The sequence below is a fragment of the Neobacillus sp. SuZ13 genome, from assembly GCF_030123365.1.
GTDB lineage: Bacteria > Bacillota > Bacilli > Bacillales > Cytobacillaceae > Neobacillus.
The window spans coordinates 78873-97054 of record NZ_CP126107.1 but is presented as its reverse complement, the minus strand read 5'-3'; the positions used below and the strand labels follow the sequence as shown (position 1 = coordinate 97054).

At 46.7% G+C, this 18182-nt stretch carries 8 protein-coding genes, 9 tRNA genes and 6 rRNA genes; all 23 read right to left on the bottom strand.

The window, feature by feature from the left end; all coding sequences use genetic code 11:
* Positions 1–252: 252 nt before the first annotated feature.
* Positions 253–369: ribosomal RNA gene (gene rrf / locus QNH17_RS00500) — 5S ribosomal RNA — on the bottom strand.
* A gap of 76 nt (positions 370–445) precedes the next feature.
* Positions 446–3380, bottom strand: a 23S ribosomal RNA gene (locus QNH17_RS00495).
* Between the two features lie 205 nt (positions 3381–3585).
* Positions 3586–5123 (bottom strand): 16S ribosomal RNA (locus QNH17_RS00490).
* 172 nt (positions 5124–5295) lie between these two features.
* Positions 5296–5371, bottom strand: a tRNA-Ala gene (locus QNH17_RS00485).
* A gap of 17 nt (positions 5372–5388) precedes the next feature.
* Positions 5389–5465, bottom strand: a tRNA-Pro gene (locus tag QNH17_RS00480).
* 6 nt (positions 5466–5471) lie between these two features.
* Positions 5472–5545: transfer RNA gene (locus tag QNH17_RS00475), tRNA-Arg, on the bottom strand.
* A 22-nt stretch (positions 5546–5567) separates the two neighbouring features.
* A tRNA-Leu gene (locus tag QNH17_RS00470) sits at positions 5568–5656 on the bottom strand.
* A gap of 10 nt (positions 5657–5666) precedes the next feature.
* A tRNA-Gly gene (locus QNH17_RS00465) sits at positions 5667–5738 on the bottom strand.
* Positions 5739–5752: 14 nt separating this feature from the next.
* Positions 5753–5837 (bottom strand) — tRNA-Leu (locus QNH17_RS00460).
* A gap of 14 nt (positions 5838–5851) precedes the next feature.
* Positions 5852–5927 (bottom strand) — tRNA-Lys (locus QNH17_RS00455).
* Between the two features lie 100 nt (positions 5928–6027).
* Positions 6028–6103 (bottom strand) — tRNA-Thr (locus QNH17_RS00450).
* A gap of 30 nt (positions 6104–6133) precedes the next feature.
* Positions 6134–6209 (bottom strand) — tRNA-Val (locus QNH17_RS00445).
* Between the two features lie 9 nt (positions 6210–6218).
* A 5S ribosomal RNA gene (gene rrf, locus QNH17_RS00440) occupies positions 6219–6335 on the bottom strand.
* A 76-nt stretch (positions 6336–6411) separates the two neighbouring features.
* A 23S ribosomal RNA gene (locus tag QNH17_RS00435) occupies positions 6412–9346 on the bottom strand.
* 205 nt (positions 9347–9551) lie between these two features.
* Positions 9552–11089: ribosomal RNA gene (locus QNH17_RS00430) — 16S ribosomal RNA — on the bottom strand.
* Together the 16S, 23S and 5S rRNA genes with 9 tRNA genes alongside form the textbook arrangement of a ribosomal RNA operon.
* A 348-nt stretch (positions 11090–11437) precedes the next feature.
* A complete protein-coding gene (gene lysS / locus QNH17_RS00425) occupies positions 11438–12922 on the bottom strand; it encodes a lysine--tRNA ligase (protein ID WP_283876937.1) in 1485 nt (494 codons plus the stop codon).
* 192 nt (positions 12923–13114) lie between these two features.
* Complete coding sequence (dusB, locus tag QNH17_RS00420) at positions 13115–14116, bottom strand: tRNA dihydrouridine synthase DusB (protein WP_283876936.1); 1002 nt, start codon at positions 14114–14116, stop codon at positions 13115–13117.
* A 72-nt stretch (positions 14117–14188) separates the two neighbouring features.
* On the bottom strand, positions 14189–14398 hold the full coding sequence (locus QNH17_RS00415) for a helix-turn-helix domain-containing protein (RefSeq protein WP_144555636.1): 210 nt from the start codon (positions 14396–14398) through the stop codon (positions 14189–14191).
* Positions 14350–14877, bottom strand: a complete 528-nt coding sequence (folK, locus tag QNH17_RS00410) for a 2-amino-4-hydroxy-6-hydroxymethyldihydropteridine diphosphokinase (protein WP_283876935.1) — start codon at positions 14875–14877, stop codon at positions 14350–14352. Before folK ends, QNH17_RS00415 begins: the two co-directional genes overlap by 49 nt.
* Before the next feature lie 2 nt (positions 14878–14879).
* Positions 14880–15239 carry a dihydroneopterin aldolase gene (folB, locus tag QNH17_RS00405; RefSeq protein ID WP_283876934.1) on the bottom strand — a complete coding sequence of 120 codons (360 nt, stop codon included), beginning with the start codon at positions 15237–15239 and terminating at the stop codon, positions 14880–14882.
* Positions 15232–16074 carry a dihydropteroate synthase gene (folP, locus tag QNH17_RS00400; RefSeq protein WP_283876933.1) on the bottom strand — a complete coding sequence of 281 codons (843 nt, stop codon included), beginning with the start codon at positions 16072–16074 and terminating at the stop codon, positions 15232–15234. Before folP ends, folB begins: the two co-directional genes overlap by 8 nt.
* Positions 16075–16180: 106 nt before the next feature.
* Positions 16181–17110, bottom strand: coding sequence for a cysteine synthase A (cysK, locus tag QNH17_RS00395; protein WP_283876932.1), 930 nt, complete (start codon positions 17108–17110; stop codon positions 16181–16183).
* Between the two features lie 157 nt (positions 17111–17267).
* A complete protein-coding gene (locus QNH17_RS00390; protein ID WP_283876931.1) occupies positions 17268–18161 on the bottom strand; it encodes a peptidyl-prolyl cis-trans isomerase in 894 nt (297 codons plus the stop codon).
* Positions 18162–18182: the final 21 nt, after the last annotated feature.

Below are 18182 nucleotides of genomic sequence, written 5' to 3'. Positions count from 1 at the left end.
GCAGGGATTGAGGGGGAGTCTCTTCATGTTTCCGATATTCTTGATGTACCAAAATTCCAAAAATAAACCATAGTGACTCTCCATAGGTTTTCTTCACAAAAGGATGTTCTATATTACCCCTCGATCCTTTTGGTCCTTCAGAGTGTCTCCGATAGACATTTTACCTGTTCATTTGATGAGTTTTGTCCTTCGGTATATTTTCCTTTCTTTCCATAACAAAAAAGGACAACCTTTTCAGGTTGTCCTTGATGTGCCTGGCAACGTCCTACTCTCACAGGGACGCGTGTCCCAACTACCATCGGCGCTGAGAAGCTTAACTTCCGTGTTCGGTATGGGAACGGGTGTGACCTTCTCGCCATTGCTGCCAGACTATTTGGTTGAGGTTTCATTCCCTCAAAACTAGATAATGCAGAAGAAGTTTGTAAACTTTGAGTTCACCTTAAAAATGGTTAAGTCCTCGAACGATTAGTATCAGTCAGCTCCACATGTTACCACGCTTCCACCTCTGACCTATCAACCTGATCATCTTTCAGGGTTCTTACTAGCTTGCGCTATGGGAAATCTCATCTTGAGGGGGGCTTCATGCTTAGATGCTTTCAGCACTTATCCCGTCCGCACATAGCTACCCAGCGATGCTCTTGGCAGAACAACTGGTACACCAGCGGTGCGTCCATCCCGGTCCTCTCGTACTAAGGACAGCTCCTCTCAAATTTCCTGCGCCCACGACGGATAGGGACCGAACTGTCTCACGACGTTCTGAACCCAGCTCGCGTACCGCTTTAATGGGCGAACAGCCCAACCCTTGGGACCGACTACAGCCCCAGGATGCGATGAGCCGACATCGAGGTGCCAAACCTCCCCGTCGATGTGGACTCTTGGGGGAGATAAGCCTGTTATCCCCGGGGTAGCTTTTATCCGTTGAGCGATGGCCCTTCCATGCGGAACCACCGGATCACTAAGCCCGACTTTCGTCCCTGCTCGACTTGTAGGTCTCGCAGTCAAGCTCCCTTGTGCCTTTACACTCTGCGAATGATTTCCAACCATTCTGAGGGAACCTTTGGGCGCCTCCGTTACTTTTTAGGAGGCGACCGCCCCAGTCAAACTGCCCACCTGACACTGTCTCCCACCCCGATCAGGGGTGCGGGTTAGAATTTCAATACAGCCAGGGTAGTATCCCACCGACGCCTCCACCGAAGCTAGCGCTCCGGCTTCTCAGGCTCCTACCTATCCTGTACAAGCTGTACCAAAATTCAATATCAGGCTACAGTAAAGCTCCACGGGGTCTTTCCGTCCTGTCGCGGGTAACCTGCATCTTCACAGGTACTATAATTTCACCGAGTCTCTCGTTGAGACAGTGCCCAGATCGTTACGCCTTTCGTGCGGGTCGGAACTTACCCGACAAGGAATTTCGCTACCTTAGGACCGTTATAGTTACGGCCGCCGTTTACTGGGGCTTCGATTCAGAGCTTCGCTTGCGCTAACCCCTCCTCTTAACCTTCCAGCACCGGGCAGGCGTCAGCCCCTATACTTCGCCTTGCGGCTTCGCAGAGACCTGTGTTTTTGCTAAACAGTCGCCTGGGCCTATTCACTGCGGCTCTTCGAGGCTATTCACCTCAAAAAGCACCCCTTCTCCCGAAGTTACGGGGTCATTTTGCCGAGTTCCTTAACGAGAGTTCTCTCGCTCACCTTAGGATTCTCTCCTCGCCTACCTGTGTCGGTTTGCGGTACGGGCACCTTTTATCTCGCTAGAGGCTTTTCTTGGCAGTGTGGAATCAGGAACTTCGGTACTAAATTTCCCTCGCTATCACAGCTCAGCCTTCGCGAGAGGCGGATTTGCCTACCTCTCAGCCTAACTGCTTAGACGCGCATATCCAACAGCGCGCTTACCCTATCCTCCTGCGTCCCCCCATTGCTCAAACGATAAAGAGGTGGTACAGGAATATCAACCTGTTATCCATCGCCTACGCCTTTCGGCCTCGGCTTAGGTCCCGACTAACCCTGAGCGGACGAGCCTTCCTCAGGAAACCTTAGGCATTCGGTGGATGAGATTCTCACTCATCTTTCGCTACTCATACCGGCATTCTCACTTCTAAGCGCTCCACCAGTCCTTACGGTCTAGCTTCAACGCCCTTAGAACGCTCTCCTACCACTGACATCAAAGATGTCAATCCACAGCTTCGGTGATACGTTTAGCCCCGGTACATTTTCGGCGCAGAGTCACTCGACCAGTGAGCTATTACGCACTCTTTAAATGGTGGCTGCTTCTAAGCCAACATCCTGGTTGTCTAAGCAACTCCACATCCTTTTCCACTTAACGTATACTTTGGGACCTTAGCTGGTGGTCTGGGCTGTTTCCCTTTTGACTACGGATCTTATCACTCGCAGTCTGACTCCCACGGATAAGTCTTTGGCATTCGGAGTTTGTCTGAATTCGGTAACCCGATGAGGGCCCCTAGTCCAAACAGTGCTCTACCTCCAAGACTCTTACTACGTGAGGCTAGCCCTAAAGCTATTTCGGAGAGAACCAGCTATCTCCAAGTTCGATTGGAATTTCTCCGCTACCCACACCTCATCCCCGCACTTTTCAACGTGCGTGGGTTCGGGCCTCCATCCAGTGTTACCTGGACTTCACCCTGGACATGGGTAGATCACCTGGTTTCGGGTCTACGACCACATACTCATACGCCCTATTCAGACTCGCTTTCGCTGCGGCTCCGTCTCTTCAACTTAACCTTGCATGGGATCGTAACTCGCCGGTTCATTCTACAAAAGGCACGCCATCACCCATGAACGGGCTCTGACTACTTGTAGGCACACGGTTTCAGGAACTATTTCACTCCCCTTCCGGGGTGCTTTTCACCTTTCCCTCACGGTACTGGTTCACTATCGGTCACTAGGGAGTATTTAGCCTTGGGAGATGGTCCTCCCTGCTTCCGACCGGATTTCACGTGTCCGGCCGTACTCAGGATCCACTCAGGAGGGAACGAAGTTTCGACTACAGGGTTTTTACCTTCTCTGACGGACCTTTCCAGGTCGCTTCATCTACCCCGTTCCTTTGTAACTCCATGTTGAGTGTCCTACAACCCCAAGAGGCAAGCCTCTTGGTTTGGGCTATGTCCCGTTTCGCTCGCCGCTACTCAGGGAATCGCGTTTGCTTTCTCTTCCTCCGGGTACTTAGATGTTTCAGTTCCCCGGGTATGCCATCAATACCCTATGTATTCAGGTAAAGATACTGTTCCATTACGAACAGTGGGTTTCCCCATTCGGAAATCTCCGGATCAAAGCTTACTTACAGCTCCCCGAAGCATATCGGTGTTAGTCCCGTCCTTCATCGGCTCCTAGTGCCAAGGCATTCACCGTGCGCCCTTTCTAACTTAACCTAAAAGGTTTATAACTCTTACTTACATAAGAGAGAAAAACTAAAATGGCGATTACTCGATGTTTACTTTGCTTCTTCATTACGATTATCTAGTTTTCAAAGAACGATTAAAAAAAGCTTTGAGAGAATTGCTCCCTCAAAACTAAACAAACAAAGATCGTGTACAAACTGTTTTGTCTGGCTCACAGGTCCAGCTTTATCCTTAGAAAGGAGGTGATCCAGCCGCACCTTCCGATACGGCTACCTTGTTACGACTTCACCCCAATCATCTGTCCCACCTTAGGCGGCTGGCTCCTTACGGTTACCCCACCGACTTCGGGTGTTACAAACTCTCGTGGTGTGACGGGCGGTGTGTACAAGGCCCGGGAACGTATTCACCGCGGCATGCTGATCCGCGATTACTAGCGATTCCGGCTTCATGCAGGCGAGTTGCAGCCTGCAATCCGAACTGAGAATGGTTTTATGGGATTGGCTAAACCTCGCGGTCTTGCAGCCCTTTGTACCATCCATTGTAGCACGTGTGTAGCCCAGGTCATAAGGGGCATGATGATTTGACGTCATCCCCACCTTCCTCCGGTTTGTCACCGGCAGTCACCTTAGAGTGCCCAACTAAATGCTGGCAACTAAGATCAAGGGTTGCGCTCGTTGCGGGACTTAACCCAACATCTCACGACACGAGCTGACGACAACCATGCACCACCTGTCACTCTGTCCCCCGAAGGGGAAAATCCTATCTCTAGGAGTGTCAGAGGATGTCAAGACCTGGTAAGGTTCTTCGCGTTGCTTCGAATTAAACCACATGCTCCACCGCTTGTGCGGGCCCCCGTCAATTCCTTTGAGTTTCAGCCTTGCGGCCGTACTCCCCAGGCGGAGTGCTTAATGCGTTAGCTGCAGCACTAAAGGGCGGAAACCCTCTAACACTTAGCACTCATCGTTTACGGCGTGGACTACCAGGGTATCTAATCCTGTTTGCTCCCCACGCTTTCGCGCCTCAGCGTCAGTTACAGACCAGAAAGCCGCCTTCGCCACTGGTGTTCCTCCACATCTCTACGCATTTCACCGCTACACGTGGAATTCCGCTTTCCTCTTCTGCACTCAAGTCCCCCAGTTTCCAATGACCCTCCACGGTTGAGCCGTGGGCTTTCACATCAGACTTAAAGGACCGCCTGCGCGCGCTTTACGCCCAATAATTCCGGACAACGCTTGCCACCTACGTATTACCGCGGCTGCTGGCACGTAGTTAGCCGTGGCTTTCTGGTTAGGTACCGTCAAGGTACCGGCAGTTACTCCGGTACTTGTTCTTCCCTAACAACAGAGCTTTACGACCCGAAGGCCTTCATCGCTCACGCGGCGTTGCTCCATCAGACTTTCGTCCATTGTGGAAGATTCCCTACTGCTGCCTCCCGTAGGAGTCTGGGCCGTGTCTCAGTCCCAGTGTGGCCGATCACCCTCTCAGGTCGGCTACGCATCGTCGCCTTGGTGAGCCGTTACCTCACCAACTAGCTAATGCGCCGCGGGCCCATCTGTAAGTGTCAGCCGAAACCGACTTTCAGCTTTTCCTCATGAGAGGAAAAGGATTATCCGGTATTAGCACCGGTTTCCCGGTGTTATCCCAGTCTTACAGGCAGGTTGCCCACGTGTTACTCACCCGTCCGCCGCTAGACTCCGAAGAGTCTCGCTCGACTTGCATGTATTAGGCACGCCGCCAGCGTTCGTCCTGAGCCAGGATCAAACTCTCCAAGAAAGTTGATTAGCTCATTTGTTACGTTGGCTTAGTTTCAGAAATGAAACTAAAATTTATTGTTTGTTACACGTCTTGTTTGTTTAGTTTTCAAAGAACAATGTCTTTGTCGCTTGTGCGACTTTTCAATATTAACAGAGTATTAATGCTGTGTCAATATCTTAATTAATATTTTTGGTGGAGTCTAGGGGGATCGAACCCCTGACCTCCTGCGTGCAAAGCAGGCGCTCTCCCAGCTGAGCTAAGACCCCATTCATTAAAAGAAGCATGGTCGGGAAGACAGGATTCGAACCTGCGACCCCTTGGTCCCAAACCAAGTGCTCTACCAAGCTGAGCTACTTCCCGTTAAAGTGCGCCCTGAGAGATTCGAACTCCCGACCTTTTGATTCGTAGTCAAACACTCTATCCAGCTGAGCTAAGGGCGCATATAAAATTTTAAATTTAAAGTGGTGCCGAGGACCGGAATCGAACCGGTACGGTAGTCACCTACCGCAGGATTTTAAGTCCTGTGCGTCTGCCAGTTCCGCCACCCCGGCAAAAATAGAGAGCGGAAGACGGGATTCGAACCCGCGACCCCCACCTTGGCAAGGTGGTGTTCTACCACTGAACTACTTCCGCATATAAAAATTAAATGGTGCGGGTGAAGGGAGTCGAACCCCCACGCCTTGCGGCGCCAGATCCTAAGTCTGGTGCGTCTGCCAATTCCGCCACACCCGCATATTAATTTTAAATGGTGAGCCATGAAGGACTCGAACCTTCGACCCTCTGATTAAAAGTCAGATGCTCTACCAACTGAGCTAATGGCTCGTACTAATTTTTCTTAGAAAATAAACTAATTTTTTTGCTTAAAATCCTTTCGGGATTTCGTGCAAGCTTCCCCTGTTGTAATTCAACGAAGCAAGAAGCATGGTGCCGGCGAGAGGACTTGAACCCCCAACCTACTGATTACAAGTCAGTTGCTCTACCAATTGAGCTACCCCGGCAAGTAGTATGGAAAAGTATTAAAGTAAATATGGTGGAGGATGACGGGATCGAACCGCCGACCCTCTGCTTGTAAGGCAGATGCTCTCCCAGCTGAGCTAATCCTCCATATATTAAGCCTGGCAACGTCCTACTCTCACAGGGACGCGTGTCCCAACTACCATCGGCGCTGAGAAGCTTAACTTCCGTGTTCGGTATGGGAACGGGTGTGACCTTCTCGCCATTGCTGCCAGACTATTTGGTTGAGGTTTCATTCCCTCAAAACTAGATAATGCAGAAGAAGTTTGTAAACTTTGAGTTCACCTTAAAAATGGTTAAGTCCTCGAACGATTAGTATCAGTCAGCTCCACATGTTACCACGCTTCCACCTCTGACCTATCAACCTGATCATCTTTCAGGGTTCTTACTAGCTTGCGCTATGGGAAATCTCATCTTGAGGGGGGCTTCATGCTTAGATGCTTTCAGCACTTATCCCGTCCGCACATAGCTACCCAGCGATGCTCTTGGCAGAACAACTGGTACACCAGCGGTGCGTCCATCCCGGTCCTCTCGTACTAAGGACAGCTCCTCTCAAATTTCCTGCGCCCACGACGGATAGGGACCGAACTGTCTCACGACGTTCTGAACCCAGCTCGCGTACCGCTTTAATGGGCGAACAGCCCAACCCTTGGGACCGACTACAGCCCCAGGATGCGATGAGCCGACATCGAGGTGCCAAACCTCCCCGTCGATGTGGACTCTTGGGGGAGATAAGCCTGTTATCCCCGGGGTAGCTTTTATCCGTTGAGCGATGGCCCTTCCATGCGGAACCACCGGATCACTAAGCCCGACTTTCGTCCCTGCTCGACTTGTAGGTCTCGCAGTCAAGCTCCCTTGTGCCTTTACACTCTGCGAATGATTTCCAACCATTCTGAGGGAACCTTTGGGCGCCTCCGTTACTTTTTAGGAGGCGACCGCCCCAGTCAAACTGCCCACCTGACACTGTCTCCCACCCCGATCAGGGGTGCGGGTTAGAATTTCAATACAGCCAGGGTAGTATCCCACCGACGCCTCCACCGAAGCTAGCGCTCCGGCTTCTCAGGCTCCTACCTATCCTGTACAAGCTGTACCAAAATTCAATATCAGGCTACAGTAAAGCTCCACGGGGTCTTTCCGTCCTGTCGCGGGTAACCTGCATCTTCACAGGTACTATAATTTCACCGAGTCTCTCGTTGAGACAGTGCCCAGATCGTTACGCCTTTCGTGCGGGTCGGAACTTACCCGACAAGGAATTTCGCTACCTTAGGACCGTTATAGTTACGGCCGCCGTTTACTGGGGCTTCGATTCAGAGCTTCGCTTGCGCTAACCCCTCCTCTTAACCTTCCAGCACCGGGCAGGCGTCAGCCCCTATACTTCGCCTTGCGGCTTCGCAGAGACCTGTGTTTTTGCTAAACAGTCGCCTGGGCCTATTCACTGCGGCTCTTCGAGGCTATTCACCTCAAAAAGCACCCCTTCTCCCGAAGTTACGGGGTCATTTTGCCGAGTTCCTTAACGAGAGTTCTCTCGCTCACCTTAGGATTCTCTCCTCGCCTACCTGTGTCGGTTTGCGGTACGGGCACCTTTTATCTCGCTAGAGGCTTTTCTTGGCAGTGTGGAATCAGGAACTTCGGTACTAAATTTCCCTCGCTATCACAGCTCAGCCTTCGCGAGAGGCGGATTTGCCTACCTCTCAGCCTAACTGCTTAGACGCGCATATCCAACAGCGCGCTTACCCTATCCTCCTGCGTCCCCCCATTGCTCAAACGATAAAGAGGTGGTACAGGAATATCAACCTGTTATCCATCGCCTACGCCTTTCGGCCTCGGCTTAGGTCCCGACTAACCCTGAGCGGACGAGCCTTCCTCAGGAAACCTTAGGCATTCGGTGGATGAGATTCTCACTCATCTTTCGCTACTCATACCGGCATTCTCACTTCTAAGCGCTCCACCAGTCCTTACGGTCTAGCTTCAACGCCCTTAGAACGCTCTCCTACCACTGACATCAAAGATGTCAATCCACAGCTTCGGTGATACGTTTAGCCCCGGTACATTTTCGGCGCAGAGTCACTCGACCAGTGAGCTATTACGCACTCTTTAAATGGTGGCTGCTTCTAAGCCAACATCCTGGTTGTCTAAGCAACTCCACATCCTTTTCCACTTAACGTATACTTTGGGACCTTAGCTGGTGGTCTGGGCTGTTTCCCTTTTGACTACGGATCTTATCACTCGCAGTCTGACTCCCACGGATAAGTCTTTGGCATTCGGAGTTTGTCTGAATTCGGTAACCCGATGAGGGCCCCTAGTCCAAACAGTGCTCTACCTCCAAGACTCTTACTACGTGAGGCTAGCCCTAAAGCTATTTCGGAGAGAACCAGCTATCTCCAAGTTCGATTGGAATTTCTCCGCTACCCACACCTCATCCCCGCACTTTTCAACGTGCGTGGGTTCGGGCCTCCATCCAGTGTTACCTGGACTTCACCCTGGACATGGGTAGATCACCTGGTTTCGGGTCTACGACCACATACTCATACGCCCTATTCAGACTCGCTTTCGCTGCGGCTCCGTCTCTTCAACTTAACCTTGCATGGGATCGTAACTCGCCGGTTCATTCTACAAAAGGCACGCCATCACCCATGAACGGGCTCTGACTACTTGTAGGCACACGGTTTCAGGAACTATTTCACTCCCCTTCCGGGGTGCTTTTCACCTTTCCCTCACGGTACTGGTTCACTATCGGTCACTAGGGAGTATTTAGCCTTGGGAGATGGTCCTCCCTGCTTCCGACCGGATTTCACGTGTCCGGCCGTACTCAGGATCCACTCAGGAGGGAACGAAGTTTCGACTACAGGGTTTTTACCTTCTCTGACGGACCTTTCCAGGTCGCTTCATCTACCCCGTTCCTTTGTAACTCCATGTTGAGTGTCCTACAACCCCAAGAGGCAAGCCTCTTGGTTTGGGCTATGTCCCGTTTCGCTCGCCGCTACTCAGGGAATCGCGTTTGCTTTCTCTTCCTCCGGGTACTTAGATGTTTCAGTTCCCCGGGTATGCCATCAATACCCTATGTATTCAGGTAAAGATACTGTTCCATTACGAACAGTGGGTTTCCCCATTCGGAAATCTCCGGATCAAAGCTTACTTACAGCTCCCCGAAGCATATCGGTGTTAGTCCCGTCCTTCATCGGCTCCTAGTGCCAAGGCATTCACCGTGCGCCCTTTCTAACTTAACCTAAAAGGTTTATAACTCTTACTTACATAAGAGAGAAAAACTAAAATGGCGATTACTCGATGTTTACTTTGCTTCTTCATTACGATTATCTAGTTTTCAAAGAACGATTAAAAAAAGCTTTGAGAGAATTGCTCCCTCAAAACTAAACAAACAAAGATCGTGTACAAACTGTTTTGTCTGGCTCACAGGTCCAGCTTTATCCTTAGAAAGGAGGTGATCCAGCCGCACCTTCCGATACGGCTACCTTGTTACGACTTCACCCCAATCATCTGTCCCACCTTAGGCGGCTGGCTCCTTACGGTTACCCCACCGACTTCGGGTGTTACAAACTCTCGTGGTGTGACGGGCGGTGTGTACAAGGCCCGGGAACGTATTCACCGCGGCATGCTGATCCGCGATTACTAGCGATTCCGGCTTCATGCAGGCGAGTTGCAGCCTGCAATCCGAACTGAGAATGGTTTTATGGGATTGGCTAAACCTCGCGGTCTTGCAGCCCTTTGTACCATCCATTGTAGCACGTGTGTAGCCCAGGTCATAAGGGGCATGATGATTTGACGTCATCCCCACCTTCCTCCGGTTTGTCACCGGCAGTCACCTTAGAGTGCCCAACTAAATGCTGGCAACTAAGATCAAGGGTTGCGCTCGTTGCGGGACTTAACCCAACATCTCACGACACGAGCTGACGACAACCATGCACCACCTGTCACTCTGTCCCCCGAAGGGGAAAATCCTATCTCTAGGAGTGTCAGAGGATGTCAAGACCTGGTAAGGTTCTTCGCGTTGCTTCGAATTAAACCACATGCTCCACCGCTTGTGCGGGCCCCCGTCAATTCCTTTGAGTTTCAGCCTTGCGGCCGTACTCCCCAGGCGGAGTGCTTAATGCGTTAGCTGCAGCACTAAAGGGCGGAAACCCTCTAACACTTAGCACTCATCGTTTACGGCGTGGACTACCAGGGTATCTAATCCTGTTTGCTCCCCACGCTTTCGCGCCTCAGCGTCAGTTACAGACCAGAAAGCCGCCTTCGCCACTGGTGTTCCTCCACATCTCTACGCATTTCACCGCTACACGTGGAATTCCGCTTTCCTCTTCTGCACTCAAGTCCCCCAGTTTCCAATGACCCTCCACGGTTGAGCCGTGGGCTTTCACATCAGACTTAAAGGACCGCCTGCGCGCGCTTTACGCCCAATAATTCCGGACAACGCTTGCCACCTACGTATTACCGCGGCTGCTGGCACGTAGTTAGCCGTGGCTTTCTGGTTAGGTACCGTCAAGGTACCGGCAGTTACTCCGGTACTTGTTCTTCCCTAACAACAGAGCTTTACGACCCGAAGGCCTTCATCGCTCACGCGGCGTTGCTCCATCAGACTTTCGTCCATTGTGGAAGATTCCCTACTGCTGCCTCCCGTAGGAGTCTGGGCCGTGTCTCAGTCCCAGTGTGGCCGATCACCCTCTCAGGTCGGCTACGCATCGTCGCCTTGGTGAGCCGTTACCTCACCAACTAGCTAATGCGCCGCGGGCCCATCTGTAAGTGTCAGCCGAAACCGACTTTCAGCTTTTCCTCATGAGAGGAAAAGGATTATCCGGTATTAGCACCGGTTTCCCGGTGTTATCCCAGTCTTACAGGCAGGTTGCCCACGTGTTACTCACCCGTCCGCCGCTAGACTCCGAAGAGTCTCGCTCGACTTGCATGTATTAGGCACGCCGCCAGCGTTCGTCCTGAGCCAGGATCAAACTCTCCAAGAAAGTTGATTAGCTCATTTGTTACGTTGGCTTAGTTTCAGAAATGAAACTAAAATTTATTGTTTGTTTGCACGATTTTGTTTGTTTAGTTTTCAAAGATCAATTACTCAATCGCCTTAAAGCGACTTTTTTATCTTACCAAGTTATCAATAGAATGTCAACAACTTTTTAACTTCTTTTTTGATAACCACCATTGCCTCGCAGCAACAGATATTAATATACCACCATTCAAGGTTGGGCGCAATAGTATTTTATTATTTTTTCTCCAAATATCCAAATTAATAATATTCAAACTGTTCATAGGTTTTGTCATAAAAAAAAGTGCCAATGAAATGGCACTTTTTAAAGAGATTATTTATGACGCATCAGCGGGAATAATAGTACGTCACGGATAGATGGGGAATTAGTAAGCAGCATAACTAAGCGGTCTATTCCAATTCCTAATCCTCCTGTAGGCGGCATACCATATTCTAAAGCTTCAACGAAGTCGTCATCCATCATATGAGCTTCGTCATTTCCTTGTTCACGTTCTTTTAATTGCGCTTCAAACCGTTCTCTTTGATCAATCGGATCATTCAGCTCTGTAAATGCGTTCGCATGTTCACGAGCGACAATGAATAATTCAAAACGGTCTGTGAATCTTGGGTCCTCATCATTTTTCTTCGCAAGCGGCGAGATCTCTACTGGATGACCGTAAATAAAAGTAGGTTGGATTAACTTTTCCTCTACTTTTTGCTCGAAGAATTCATTAACAATATGACCATAAAGCATGTTGTTATTGATTTCAACACCGTGTTCTTTCGCAAGTTCACGAGCTTCTTCTACACTCATCTCATTCCAGAAGTCTGCACCAGTGTATTCCTTGATAGCATCTACCATGTGTAGTCTTTTCCATTCAGGTTTAAGATCTACCTCATAATCGCCATATTGAACAGTTGTTGAACCAACTACTTCTTGGGCAATATGAGCAATTAGATTTTCCGTCAAACTCATGATATCACGGTAATCGGCATAAGCCTCATAAAGTTCAATCATTGTGAATTCAGGATTGTGACGGGTAGAGACACCTTCATTCCGGAAAACACGGCCAATTTCATAAACCTTTTCTAGACCGCCGACAATCAAGCGTTTTAAGTGTAGCTCAATCGCAATCCTCATAAATAATGGCATATCAAGAGCATTGTGATGAGTTATGAATGGACGTGCAGATGCTCCGCCAGCGATAGAATGCATCATTGGTGTTTCAACTTCTAAATAGCCGTGGTCATCTAAATAACGACGCATTGATTGGATAATACGGCTTCTTGAAATAAAAGTAGCCTTACTTTCTTGACTCATAATTAAGTCTAAATAACGTTGACGGTAGCGCTGTTCAACATCCTTAAGTCCATGGAATTTATCAGGGAGCGGGCGTAACGCCTTTGTTAAAAACACAAAGTCTTCCACTTTAACCGATAATTCTCCTACTTTTGTTTTAAATAGTGTACCAGTTACCCCAATGATGTCTCCAAGATCTGAAGAATCGAATAGTTTATAGTTTTCCTCGCCGACTGCATCTTGGCGAACATAGACTTGAATTTGACCTGTTAAATCTTGAAGATGCGCAAAGCCCGCTTTTCCTTTTCCGCGCTTCGTCATAATACGGCCTGCTAAAGAAACAGCAACACTTTTTGCTTCTAGCTCTTCTTTTTCTAATTCAGCATATTGCTCAACTAATTCCTTTGTGCTGTGTGAGCGGTCAAAACGTTTTCCGAATGGATCTAGACCATTTTCACGCATGGTATTCATTTTTTCACGTCTGACCATTAATTGGTCATTTAAATCTTCCTGACTCATACTATTCACTCCAATAAACTTTTATTATGTAAAATCCTATAAATAAGGCGATCCCATTTTTCTACATACTTTATTATTTTACACAAACTTATACTTTCAGACATCAAAAAAAATGTTAATAAAATAAAAACTGCCAGTTTTTTCACTGGCAGCATCCAAATTAGTATAGAAAAGACACTTTTAGTGACAAGTTTATCCTACAATTAACTGACTTTGTTCTAATGCTTCCACTTCTGTGACCAATTCATTTAATACTGTTACTAATTGATCTCTAGTGTCACATTCATTAATAGCATTACGAACTTTAGCATTGCCGCGCACCCCTTTTAAATACCAGGCTGCATGCTTACGCATTTCACGAACCGCAATATATTCATCTTTAAGCGCAATTAAGCGGTCAAGATGAAGGATGCATACATCAATCTTTTCTCTAATCGTTGGTTGAGGCATTAAAATACCCGTTTCTAAATATTGAACGGTGCGGTAAATCATCCACGGGTCACCTAAAGCAGCTCTTCCGATCATTACCCCATCTACACCAGTTTCTTCAAGCATACGCTTGGCATCTTGCGGAGTTAAAATATCACCATTTCCAATCAACGGAATAGTAAGATTTTGCTTTACTTCACGAATAATATCCCAGTTAGCTTTTCCTTCATACATTTGAACACGCGTTCGGCCATGTAAGGATACAGCCTTTCCTCCTGCACGTTCTACGGCCTGAGCATTTTTAACGGCAAAAATATGCTCATCATCCCAGCCCATCCGCATTTTTACAGTTACAGGTTTTTCAACTTCCGCTACTACCGCTGAAACCATCTCATAAATTTTATTCGGGTCAAGCAGCCACTTCGCCCCAGCATCACATTTTGTTATTTTTGGAACAGGGCAGCCCATATTAATATCAATAATATCAGCATTGGTATTCTGATCAACAAATTTAGCTGCTTGGACAAGTGTATCTTTCTCGCCGCCAAAAATTTGCAAGCTTAACGGTTTTTCACGTTCATCGATATAAAGCATATTCATTGTTTTCTCATTTTTTAAAACGATTCCTTTATCACTCACCATCTCCGCACAAACCAAACCAGCGCCGAACTCTTTTACCGTTAAACGGAATGCCGAGTTACATACTCCGGCCATCGGGGCCAGGACTACTGGATTCTTCATTTCAATATCGCCAATCTTTAACATGAATCCACCTCCAATTCTTCTTGTACTGATTCATGAGTTGAACTTAGAATACAATCTAGGGCAGTGCCAGCTTTATAAGTCTTTCGGCTTTAAGTCATCTATTGTGATTTTTAAAGAATTCGCAATCCTTTCCAGTAAATCAGTGGCAGGAAGGCGGTTTCCTCTTTCAATTTCACCTAAAATCGATACGGATACACCTAATTCCTTCGAAAAACCTTCTTGTGTAAAGCCCTTTAACTTCCGATAGGCTCGAATACGTCTTCCCCATTTTTCCGCTTCCATATTCGGACTCCTTCTTTATTTGGTAATTCTTCTAATGATGCCTCGAGTAATTTATTTATCTCCGAACATTTCTTGTCCTGATAGATTTCTAAAAGTGGAATAATTACAAACGCTCGCTCTAACATCCTTGGATGTGGAACGATAAGCTTCTCGCTTTGAATATTTTCTTGGTTAAAGGTAAGAATGTCAAGGTCTATTGTCCGCGGACCCCATTTTATATCCCTTTTTCTTCCAAGTTCTATTTCCATTTCTAAACATAAATCTAATAAATCCATTGGATTAAATGCCGTCTGAATCTCAATTACCATATTCAAAAATAAATCTTGGTCTTCATAGCCCACCGGATCCGTCTCATAAATAGAGGAGTAATTTACCAATTGAATTTCAGAATAACTTGTTAATCTTTTGATTGCCTTCGTTATATTATCATAACGGTTTCCTATGTTTGAGCCAAGGGCAATAAATGCTGTGTTTTCCACTTTTATCTTCTCCTTGTAATTTCTACTGCAACGGAGCGGTAATGACCTGGAATTGGCGGATCTGGTTTAATCACTTTAACAGTTACTTCAGATATAAGCGGGAAGCTAGTCAGCACACCAGCTGCAATTCTCTCTGCCACCGCCTCGACTAATTTAAAAGGTGGACCCTCCATTATCTCTTTGCAAACCTGGTATAGTTCTGCATAATTCACTGAGAATTCCAGATTATCCGTTTCGCCTGCTTTTTTTAAATCAATAGCAACCGATAAATCGACGGCAAAACGCTGTCCCAAACGAGTCTCTTCTGAAAAAACACCATGGTACCCGTAAAACTCCATTCTATTGACGTAGATTTTATCCAATCGTTTCACCCTTTCCCATCAGGGCATCCATCATTTTAGCCATTCTGCTCATTTCTTTCACATCGTGAACACGGACTATATGGCAGCCCTTTTGGATTCCGAAACAGATGGTTGCTCCTGTACCTTCCATTCTTTCATGAACAGGGAGATCTAAAGCTTGTCCAATCATCGATTTTCTGGAAGTTCCTAATAATACGGGATAACCTAAATCAACAAACGTATCCAAATTCTGCATGGTTAGCAGATTTTCTTTATAATCCCTAGCAAAACCAATACCAGGATCGAGGATGATCTGTTCATCCTTCACTCCCGCCTTTTTAACGATGGCTATACTTTCATAGAGGTCATTAATGACATCTCTCATAAATACCTTGTAGTTTCGGTCCTGACGATTATGCATAAGTACAATCGGAACACCGTAGTCAGCTGCCACTTGTCCCATCTTTTCATCTGCTTTTGCCCCCCATACATCATTGATGATATGAGCTCCAGCTTCTATTGCTTGCTTCGCCACTTCAGCTTTATACGTATCAATCGATATCGGGACTTGGACATGTTCAGAAATCGCCTTAATAATAGGAATCACCCGCTTAAGCTCCTCCTTAGCGGGGACAGTTGCAAAGCCTGGCCGTGTCGATTCACCGCCAATATCAATAATATCCGCACCATTTGCCACCATTTCTTTTGCTCGTTTAACAGCCATTTCAACCTGGTTGAATTTTCCGCCATCCGAAAAGGAATCTGGAGTAGCATTTAAAATGCCCATAATAATGGTTTTTTTACTACTATCTAAGGTATATGGCCCACATTGGATTTGTTCTAGAGATGTTTTCATACCTTTTCCTCCTTATCCAGTCTTTTTTTCACTCCTATTATCATACATGAAATCTCAATTAGATTACAAAAAAAGAAGCATCGGCAAAGCCGACGCCCCTCAATTATTATTCTGCTTCGTATTGGTAAAGCGGTGTGCTTAAATACCGTTCGCCGTTATCTGGAATAATCGCAAGGACCTTTTTCCCTTTTCCAAGTTCTTTCGCCACTTTTAAGGCAGCGTAAATTGCTGCTCCTGAAGAAATACCTCCAAGGATACCTTCTTCTCTTGCTGCACGGCGTGAAGCTGAGAATGCATCTTCCGCAGCAACTTGAATAATCTCATCATAGATATTTGTATTTAAAGTATCAGGTACAAAACCTGCACCAATACCTTGAATTTTGTGTGGACCTGGTTTACCACCCGATAAGACTGGAGAATCCGTAGGTTCTACTGCATAAATTTTAACATTTGGAAATTTCTCGCGGAGGACTTCGCCTGCACCGGTGATAGTTCCGCCTGTTCCAATACCAGAAATAAAACCATCTAATTGATCCATTTGTTCTACAATTTCTTTACCTGTTGTTCTTCTATGAACTTCAGGGTTTGCTTCATTTTTAAATTGTTGCGGCAAGAAATAACCGTGTTCTTGAACGAGTTCTTCTGCCTTAGCAATTGCACCCTTCATGCCGGCAGGTCCTGGTGTTAACACAAGCTCTGCACCGTATGCACGAAGTAGATTCCGACGTTCCAAACTCATCGTTTCAGGCATTACAAAAACGGCTTTGTAACCTTTTGCTGCAGCAATCATTGCAAGTCCAATTCCAGTATTTCCGCTTGTAGGCTCAATAATGGTATCTACACCTGGTTTGATTAACCCTTGCTCTTCCGCCGCTTCAATCATAGCTAAAGCGATACGATCCTTTACACTGCTGCCCGGGTTAAAATATTCTAGTTTTAAATAAACCTCAGCACTATTTTCATCTACTAATCTGTTTAATTTAACAATTGGTGTTTGGCCGACTAATTCGGCAACTGAATTTGCAACACGAACCATTAAGAGCACCCCTATTCCGAGTAAATTGATTGGATTTATATTATTAAATTTACCAGTTCCATAATGGGTTTGTCAATCGTTTTGTTTGGTATTTTTACAATATTTAAACATTTATACACTTGCTATTTAAAAAAAGCACAGATTAGTATCCTGTGCTTTAGTTCCTTTTATGACCATAGAACCATTCAACCTTCGCATCATCCCAAAAGGTGGTTGCAGAAGCCGGGGATTTCATTTGTTCAAGAGAGATTTGCCGGCGAATTTGCTCTTTTACATCATCAAAAGAATATTTCTTCCCACTTACCTTTCCGCCTAGCTTAAGAATGGCATATCCATCTTCTACCTTAAGAGGCATACTGTAGTCACCGGTCTTTAGTTCTTTAGCTACTTCAATATATTGGCTGGGATACCGCTCATCCCCAACACTAATATAACCAATATCTCCACCATCATTAGCAGAAAATTCATCAATGGATCGTTCCATGGCTAACGCTGAAAAATCCGACCCTTGAGCCAACTCTTGCCTCGCTTTGTCTGCCTCTTCCAGTGTAGGGACAACAATGTGTGATAAATGATAAGCAGATGGTACATCAAAAAGGTCTTTATTTTTTTGATAATAGCTTTCCAGTTCATTATTGGAAACTTTAACATCCTTTGTTAATAGTTCCTCTAATAGCAGGTTGCTGCGGATTTGCTCCTTCCACTTTTTTTCATTTTTACTATTCTGTTTAGTAAATGAATTAATGGTGGATTGCAGCATTCTAAATTCGCGATCGACATCCTGGCTGGATACGTTAATATGATATTTCTCTGCCATTTCTTCAATGACCTTTTGGTCGACCATTTCCTTTAACACATCTTTTCCATACCTAGATTCGAGCTCATTAAGCCAATCTTGCCGCAGGATCGTTTTTTTCCCAATCGTAGCTACTGTCTCTTCATTTCCTATCATACTGCCCGCCGTATTTGCCTTAGAAAGAAAAAAAGTGATCGTAAGGCAATTTAGCAATATCAAGGCTGCAATCACCAGCCAAAGCTGCTTCCTTCCCAACCTCTCTCCCCCAATCAGAAA